Annotated in this window: 6 protein-coding genes, 8 tRNA genes and 1 pseudogene; all 15 read right to left on the bottom strand. The window is 51.0% G+C overall.

What is annotated here, in order from left to right:
* Nucleotides 1-293, bottom strand: a pseudogene (locus KNP84_RS15020) (glutamine--fructose-6-phosphate transaminase (isomerizing)); the annotation flags it as partial.
* Nucleotides 294-652: 359 nt separating this feature from the next.
* The gene (gene glmM, locus KNP84_RS15015) at nt 653-2,011 is read right to left on the bottom strand and encodes a phosphoglucosamine mutase (protein ID WP_021065183.1); all 1,359 of its coding nucleotides are present in this window, start codon (nt 2,009-2,011) and stop codon (nt 653-655) included.
* Nucleotides 2,012-2,046: 35 nt separating this feature from the next.
* Nucleotides 2,047-3,327 (bottom strand): CdaR family protein, encoded by a 1,281-nt coding sequence (locus KNP84_RS15010; RefSeq protein ID WP_214830551.1) that lies wholly within the window; start codon nt 3,325-3,327, stop codon nt 2,047-2,049.
* Nucleotides 3,328-4,188: a diadenylate cyclase CdaA gene (cdaA, locus tag KNP84_RS15005; RefSeq protein WP_021065185.1), complete on the bottom strand. Its 861-nt coding sequence runs from the start codon at nt 4,186-4,188 to the stop codon at nt 3,328-3,330.
* Nucleotides 4,189-4,323: 135 nt separating this feature from the next.
* Complete coding sequence (locus tag KNP84_RS15000; RefSeq protein WP_029594435.1) at nt 4,324-4,959, bottom strand: polymer-forming cytoskeletal protein; 636 nt, start codon at nt 4,957-4,959, stop codon at nt 4,324-4,326.
* Nucleotides 4,956-5,531: an RNA polymerase sigma factor SigW gene (sigW, locus tag KNP84_RS14995; RefSeq protein WP_021065187.1), complete on the bottom strand. Its 576-nt coding sequence runs from the start codon at nt 5,529-5,531 to the stop codon at nt 4,956-4,958. The genes KNP84_RS15000 and sigW overlap by 4 nt, the downstream gene beginning before the upstream one ends.
* Before the next feature lie 141 nt (nt 5,532-5,672).
* Nucleotides 5,673-6,575 carry an arginase gene (rocF, locus tag KNP84_RS14990; RefSeq protein WP_021065188.1) on the bottom strand — a complete coding sequence of 301 codons (903 nt, stop codon included), beginning with the start codon at nt 6,573-6,575 and terminating at the stop codon, nt 5,673-5,675.
* A gap of 199 nt (nt 6,576-6,774) precedes the next feature.
* Nucleotides 6,775-6,850, bottom strand: a tRNA-Ala gene (locus KNP84_RS14985).
* A gap of 15 nt (nt 6,851-6,865) precedes the next feature.
* Nucleotides 6,866-6,940: transfer RNA gene (locus KNP84_RS14980), tRNA-Gly, on the bottom strand.
* A gap of 7 nt (nt 6,941-6,947) precedes the next feature.
* Nucleotides 6,948-7,020, bottom strand: a tRNA-Lys gene (locus KNP84_RS14975).
* A gap of 5 nt (nt 7,021-7,025) precedes the next feature.
* Nucleotides 7,026-7,109 (bottom strand) — tRNA-Tyr (locus KNP84_RS14970).
* Between the two features lie 6 nt (nt 7,110-7,115).
* Nucleotides 7,116-7,188: transfer RNA gene (locus tag KNP84_RS14965), tRNA-Thr, on the bottom strand.
* Between the two features lie 29 nt (nt 7,189-7,217).
* Nucleotides 7,218-7,293, bottom strand: a tRNA-Val gene (locus tag KNP84_RS14960).
* A 3-nt stretch (nt 7,294-7,296) separates the two neighbouring features.
* Nucleotides 7,297-7,371 (bottom strand) — tRNA-Glu (locus KNP84_RS14955).
* Nucleotides 7,372-7,376: 5 nt separating this feature from the next.
* Nucleotides 7,377-7,451: transfer RNA gene (locus KNP84_RS14950), tRNA-Asn, on the bottom strand.
* Nucleotides 7,452-7,465: the final 14 nt, after the last annotated feature.

The raw sequence follows: 7,465 nt of genomic DNA, 5'->3' as shown, positions 1-7,465 counted from the left end.
TTGTGGACGAGCGTGAAGCGGCCCGTCGTGCTCTGGTGCGGGTGGGCGTTCGGGACGCTCGGCACGCCGTGTGTCGCCCAACGTGTGTGACCGATTCCGATCGTGCCATCTACTTCTGCTGGGACGACTTCGCGTAGCGCAGCAATCCGGCCGACTTCTTTATGCACGTTCACGTTATCATGCATCAAAGCAAGACCTGCCGAGTCATAACCACGGTACTCAAGTTTTTCAAGACCTTTGAGAAGGATTTCCTTCGCTCCGGTGTTCCCAATCATTCCTACAATTCCACACATACAAAAATCTCCCTTTATTTTCGATTTCTCGAAAAAGGAAACGGGCTTTTTCTAAGAGCTGTCAACGCGCTCCCCTTTGGCCGTCCGGTCGCCCGGGCGTTTTGAGGGTTTGCTTGTAGTCGTGACAGGCGACTAGGAGGCATCCGCCGAAAACTCGATAACCCCCAACCTCGTCAACTCCGTAGAGTTCTGGCGCTTGTTTCGTACTGGGTGACCTTCCGTTTCTAAGGGCACGCTCTTAATAGTACAAATCACACCTCCATTCGTCAAGAAAATCACATAATTTCACAGTGACAAAACGGAAACAAAAAGGGAACCCGCAGACGGATTCCCTTGTTTTATTCCCTATTTCGACAAAATTATCCTTCTACACCGTAATCTTCGCGAACAACTTGTGCAATTCGTTCGACATAACGGTCACACTCTTCTGATGTCGGTGCTTCCGCCATAACGCGCACGAGCGGTTCCGTACCAGAAGCGCGGACGAGGATGCGGCCGTTGCCGTTCATTTCTGCTTCCGCTTCTTGAATCGTCGCGAGAACGCGGTCGCCGTTCATCGCCTCGTTTTTGTCCGTGACACGGATGTTGACGAGTTTTTGTGGGTAGACCGGCATCTCAGCCGCGAGTTCTGATAGCTTGCGGCCTGTCGTCTTCACGATTTGGGCGAGTTGAACGCCAGAGAGCATGCCGTCTCCCGTCGTCGAGTGGTCGAGGAAGATGAGGTGACCCGACTGCTCGCCACCGAGTGTGTAGTTGTGTTTCTTCATCTCTTCGACGACATAACGGTCACCGACCGCCGTCTGAAGCGCCGTCATGCCAGCATCTTCAACCGCTTTATGGAAGCCGAGGTTACTCATGACCGTCGCGACAATCGTGTTGTCTTTGAGACGGCCTTTCTCGCTCAAGTACTTCCCGCAGATGTACATGATTTTATCGCCGTCGACGATATCACCGTTCTCATCGATTGCAATCAAGCGGTCGCCGTCGCCGTCAAAGGCGAGACCCATGTCCGCTCCTTTTTCACGAACGAACTGTGCCAAGTGCTCAGGGTGTGTCGAGCCGACACCTTCGTTGATGTTCAAGCCGTTCGGCGAGTTGCCAATCGTCGAGACGTTCGCTTCGAGGTCAGCAAACAGACGTGCTGCCAATCCGCTCGTCGCACCATGGGCGCAGTCAAGGGCAATATGGAGACCGTCGAAATCTTCGTCAACCGTCTGTTTCAACATTTGAAGGTACTTCTGTGCACCCTCGTAGTAGTCTGAGACAAAGCCGAGGTCTTTTCCGACCGGGCGTGGCAACGTGTCTTCCGCCGCATCCAAAATCGCTTCGATTTCCGCTTCTGTCGCGTCGTCGAGCTTGAAGCCGTCGCTACCGAAGAACTTGATGCCGTTATCGGCTACCGGGTTGTGCGATGCCGAGATCATGACACCAGCCGTCGCATCGAGCGACTTCGTCAAATAAGCGACACCTGGCGTCGAGATGACGCCGAGACGCATCACTTCGGCTCCGATTGATAGGAGACCCGCGATGAGCGCACCTTCAAGCATATGACCTGAAATGCGTGTGTCACGGCCAATCAATACTTTTGGCTGTTCGCCGGCTGGCAAGTGTTTCGATAACACGTAGCCGCCCGCACGACCTAAACGATATGCTAACTCTGCTGTCAATTCTGAGTTCGCGACACCGCGGACTCCATCAGTTCCAAAATATTTACCCATAAATTCAATTCCTCACTTTTGTATGATTGAACGCCTCATTGAATCGAGGACGTTTCGGTTTGTTCATCGACGCTCGTTAACTCGATGTCGATTGTCTTCGGTGAGACGACGGTCACACCTTTTGGTACTTCATAGTCGACGTCGACCCCGTGTAACCCGCTCGGGAGGCCCGTCAAATCCAAGGTCACACTCACACTGTTCGACGTGATGCTCTCTAAGAGGGACCGCTTCCCGGACAAGGTGACCCCGATCACTTCAGGGGCTTGGAGCGTAAAGTTCGTTCGGTCATATCCTCGTACGGTCACAGGTACTGTCAATCGGACTCGTTCCGTCAATTCACCCGTGTCGTCTCGCGACTCATCCGCCGCTCGAACGAGCAATTGGACTTCCACTTGCTTCGTCTCAAGCGATGAGGCACCCTCCGGCACGGCGAGCGTTGCGGTCACTTTTCCGGTCTTGTCGATGCCGTCTAAATCGATCGGCTCCGTCTCAACGGTGTCGATTGCATCGAGCACGTCTTGTGGCGCAAAGACACGGACTTCCGTCTCTTCTAGCAACGTGTCGACGAGTCTGAAGTCATCTGCCACGTCACCGGTCGTCACCGCCTCAATCGGGAAGACGGCACTTTGTTCGTAGACCGGCACCGACACACTGATGATGTTCGGTTCGACGGTAACATTGAGCGGATTGCCATTGGCATCTAAAATCGTTGGCGTCAATTCACGCGTGAACGTTTGACTTTGATTGGCGACATCGACGTTCAACGTGATTTCTTGAACGTTTTGAATCCGACTGGCACCGCCTGACACTTTCACTGTCGTCGGTTCGATGTCGGCGTCACCGACCACTTTCCCTTCTGGCAATTGGTCTTTATTCAATAGGTTGACCGATACCGGGACTTCGACCGTCTGTTTGCGGTCAATATAGATTTCGACCGTATCCCGCTCGAGTTCGACGTTGACGTCTCCGCCAAAGCCGCGTGCCTCGACCGGAACGCGATGGAAGCCTGTCCCAAGGTTCGTTAAATCGACGAAGACTTGATAATCTTTCACCAACTTGGTCATCGTCAAACTGCTGGACGGACCTTGCAGTTCGACGCTCATTTCTTCTGGGACGTTATATGCCACGTACTGCACCTCATCGAAGAACACTTCGACGGGAACGTCGAGCGTCATCGAACTTTGTCCGACAATCGGGAGGGCGTTTGTGGAGTTGGTCGACGAACTCGTCTCGGCGACCATGAAATAAAGTAGGATGGCTAAAGCAAGTGCGATGACGCGGAGAAACCATTTATGTTGTAACCACTGATCAATCACTTACTTGTCCCCCCCTTTTTTATTGAAGAACGAGAGTGTCGTCTCTTTTTCTTCAATAACGAGTTCTTGGATCAATTTATTGCGAAGTCCCTCCTCATCCAACTCTCGATACAGACGTCCCGCAATCGCGAGCGACACGGCGCCTGTTTCTTCAGAGACGGTGAGCGTCACGCTATCCGTCACTTCACTGACCCCGATGGCGGCCCGGTGTCGGGTACCTAGCGCTTTATCGATATGTGGACTTTCCGACAATGGTAAATAACAGGCTGCTGCCGCAATTTTCCCATCTTGGATAATCATTGCCCCATCATGGAGCGGGGTGTTCGGAATGAACAGGTTGATAATCAGTTGTGACGTGATGTGTGAATCCATGCGGATCCCGGTCTCGACATACTCATTCAATCCCGTATCGCGTTCAATCGCAATCAGCGCACCGATGCGACGTTTTGACATATATTGTGCCGAGCTGACAATCGCTTCAATCATTTGACGCTGTTTATCCTCGTCACTCGTGCTCGTGCGACCGAACAAGTTACTCGTTCGCCCTAGATGCTCGAGCCCACGTCGGAGTTCCGGTTGGAAGATGATGATAATCCCAAGTAATCCGTAGGTGATGACCTGGTTCAATAAGAACTGTAACGTCTTCAACCCAAAGAATCCGCTGAGGAACCAGCTGACAAGGATAATGGAAATCCCTTTAATCAATTGGACCGCTTTTGTCCCACGTACAATCATCATCAATTTGTAGATGACATACGTGACGACGACAATATCTAAAACGTCATTCAAATAATCGTACCAATGTACGTTTTCTGAAAGACTAAAGAATGATAAGAATGAAACCTGTTCAAGTAGCGGCAAATGCTCCCCTCCTCAACTACCTAGCCAATTCGTGCAAATTACATTATATCACATTTCTGAAACCACGCATCGCCAGACGATAAAACGAAACCAGATTGAAACGAACAAAAAAGACGCCGTCTCCGGCGCCCTCTTTTAGAAGATTTGTTTGAACGAATACCACATCCACTCAAACATCCGATCGATTTGTTCGAGTTCTCCCGTGACTTCTCCAGCGCTAGCCAGATAAGCCCGACCATTTACGGCCGTCGCGTTCCCGTTGACCGTCCCTTCAATCCGGAGGTCACCGCCTTGCACCGTGATGTCCCGCTCGACGGTTACACCTTGTGGGACGACCACCTCGTTCGATGTCACAACGATGCCCGGCACTTTCGTGTATGTCATCGTCTCCGTCGATTCATTCCATAAGCCAAGTGTCGCGCTCGACATCAAACTAAAGAAGAGAGCGGCCGCCATCAGTCCTGGATGCTTACGGAACCACGTCATCCATTTAGATTGTGGTTTCTGTTTTGTCCGGACTTTTTCTTCAAATCGAGTCACTGGTGCGACCTCGACCCGTGCTTTCGCTTCCGGTAAGGACGCCATGACACGGGCTGTAAAATCATCGGATAGTTTGGGCCGTGGTAAGGCCTTCAGTTCGGCATCTATTCGTTCGTAGTGGAGGTACGCTTCATATAAATCGTCGTCCTCCAACAATTGACGTAGTTCGTCAGATTCTTCGGGCAGGATGCCATCTTCCAAATATTGTTGTACTTTTTCTTCAGGAGTCAATTGAACCCCTCCCTGTTTTGAAAGATTGTTTTTAACATTTCTCTTCCCCGGAAGATCCTTGTTTTAACCGTAGCAACCGGCATATCGATCATGACGCTAATTTCCTTAAGCGATAAGTCATCCACGTATTTCAACAGCAATGGAATCCGATACTTGTCGGGCAGCTGTTTAATCGCTTCATGCATCTCGCCTCGAATTTCGCGATGAACGACTTGGGCGTCGGGTTGGGGTGCTTCATCAGCCAAGTGGTCCTGGTAGGTCAAGCCATCGGTGCCCGCAATCTCGGCATCCATTGAATATTCCGGCTTTCGCTTTCTCAGACGGTCGATTGCCACGTTTGTCGCAATCCGGTAAATCCACGTCTTGAACTTGTACTGGGGATCATACGTATCGATTCGGGTATACGCCCGAATAAACGTCTCCTGGGCAGCATCTTCCGCTTCGCCTCGATCATATAATATCTTATAAGCGACAGCAAAGACACCATCCTTGTACAGTTCTACCAGCTCAGCAAACGAATCATGATTCCCCGACCTTAATTCGTCGACTAAACGGGTGGTCAGCCGTTCCATCAGTCCACTTCCCCTCTCCGCAACCTATGCGGTCATCCTTCTATACGGATTTGTCTCTATGTAGGTTTCATTAAAATCGCATGACAATAAAAAAAGTTTCCAAGTCCATTGTAGCAAACAGACTTGGAAACTGTAAGGTCGTCAGACAGTTTCACTTTCCAATAACAGGTTTTCTTTGGATTTCAAAATCGTCTTACATAACTCGAACGCCAACTGGGCCGTTGTGTCATCATGATCGAGCGATGGATTTAATTCTACGAGTTCGACCGCAATCAAATCGTCAGCCTTCATTACTTCGGCCAAGATGGCTTTGCCTTCTTCGGCGGTCAGTCCTTGATCGACTGGCGTGCCGGTACCTGGAACAAGTTTCGCATCCAAGCTATCCATATCGAAGCTAAGATAGAACCGGTCCACACGTGCGCGCAAATAAGCGAGTGCCTCGTCCATCATGACGTCGACGCCCCGTGTCCGAATCTCTTCGACCGTGATTACTTTAATACCGAGTCGATTGATTTCTCGAATTTCACCTTCGTCGATATCCCGAAGCGCCATATACACCAAATGTTCGGGCGCGAGTTTCGGTTCACGTCCACCGACCTCGGTCAGGCGGATATCTCCCATCCCCATCGCCGCAGCAAGTGGCATCCCATGAATATTGCCCGATGGTGAGGTCTCACCCGTGTTCAGGTCAGCGTGCGCATCGACCCAGATGACACCGTATGGCCCCGTTTTGGCAAGACCCGCCAGCGTTCCGATTGCCATGCTGTGATCGCCCCCAACGATCAACGGGAATCGCTTCGCTTGAATGTCTGCATCGACGACCTCCGCGAGTTCTTGGACCGTGTATAAGACTCCATCTACCCGCTTCAAATGCTCTTCACTGTTAATCATTTCAGATTCAGGTAAGACACGGATCGTCTGTTGCTTCGTTTCTGCTGGCAATAGTGTTTCCAATCCGAGTGTCCGTAATTTTGATGGACCTTGTTCTACGCCATGTTTCCCCTGTCCATAACGTAGCGGTACTTCAATATATGACCAATTCATCCCCATTCCCCCTTGAACGTTTATAACTTCATTGTAAACGCTACCAAACTCGTGGTTCAACTTCACACAATGATGAATAAACATACAAAAAGGCAGCCTGAATGGTGGCAGGCTGCCTTTCTCTGTACTCTCAAGTGAATGGTTCATGGATTTAGGCAAAAAAAAACTTAAGTCATAAGTAACTTAAGAAAAAAACAAATGGTGGAGCCTAGCGGGATCGAACCGCTGACCTCCTGCGTGCAAGGCAGGCGCTCTCCCAGCTGAGCTAAGGCCCCGTCAAGGGAATAATATGGAGCGGAAGACGGGATTCGAACCCGCGACCCCGACCTTGGCAAGGTCGTATTCTACCACTGAACTACTTCCGCATAAAAATGAGCCATGCAGGGCTCGAACCTGCGACCCTCTGATTAAAAGTCAGATGCTCTACCAACTGAGCTAATGGCTCAAACCTGGTGGGGGGGGGCGGATTCGAACCGCCGAACCCGAGGGAGCGGATTTACAGTCCGCCGCGTTTAGCCACTTCGCTACCCCCCCAAGGAGTGCCGGCGAAAGGATTCGAACCCTCGACCCTCTGATTACAAGTCAGATGCTCTACCAACTGAGCTACACCGGCATATATGGTTTGATTATTTATTAAAAAGATGGTGGAGGATGACGGGATCGAACCGCCGACCCCCTGCTTGTAAGGCAGGTGCTCTCCCAGCTGAGCTAATCCTCCAAATGGTGACCCGTACGGGATTCGAACCCGTGTTACCGCCGTGAAAGGGCGGTGTCTTAACCGCTTGACCAACGGGCCTTAATTGGCTCCGCAAGTAGGATTTGAACCTACGACCTACCGGTTAACAGCCGGTTGCTCTACCACTGAGCTATTGCGGAACGATCTTGCCTGG

This window comes from Exiguobacterium sp. s70 (genome assembly GCF_018618315.1).
Lineage (GTDB): Bacteria > Bacillota > Bacilli > Exiguobacteriales > Exiguobacteriaceae > Exiguobacterium > Exiguobacterium chiriqhucha.
The sequence above is the reverse complement of the archived record's forward strand: the minus strand, read 5'-3'. Positions and strand labels throughout refer to the sequence as shown.

What these genes read in the sequence shown, in the direction of transcription:
- rocF (WP_021065188.1), bottom strand. Translation starts at nt 6,575, where the DNA reads ATGAATTGGTCATATATTGAAGTACCGCTACGTTATGGACAGGGGAAA.
- sigW (WP_021065187.1), bottom strand. Translation starts at nt 5,531, where the DNA reads ATGGAACGGCTGACCACCCGTTTAGTCGACGAATTAAGGTCGGGGAAT.
- glmM (WP_021065183.1), bottom strand. Translation starts at nt 2,011, where the DNA reads ATGGGTAAATATTTTGGAACTGATGGAGTCCGCGGTGTCGCGAACTCA.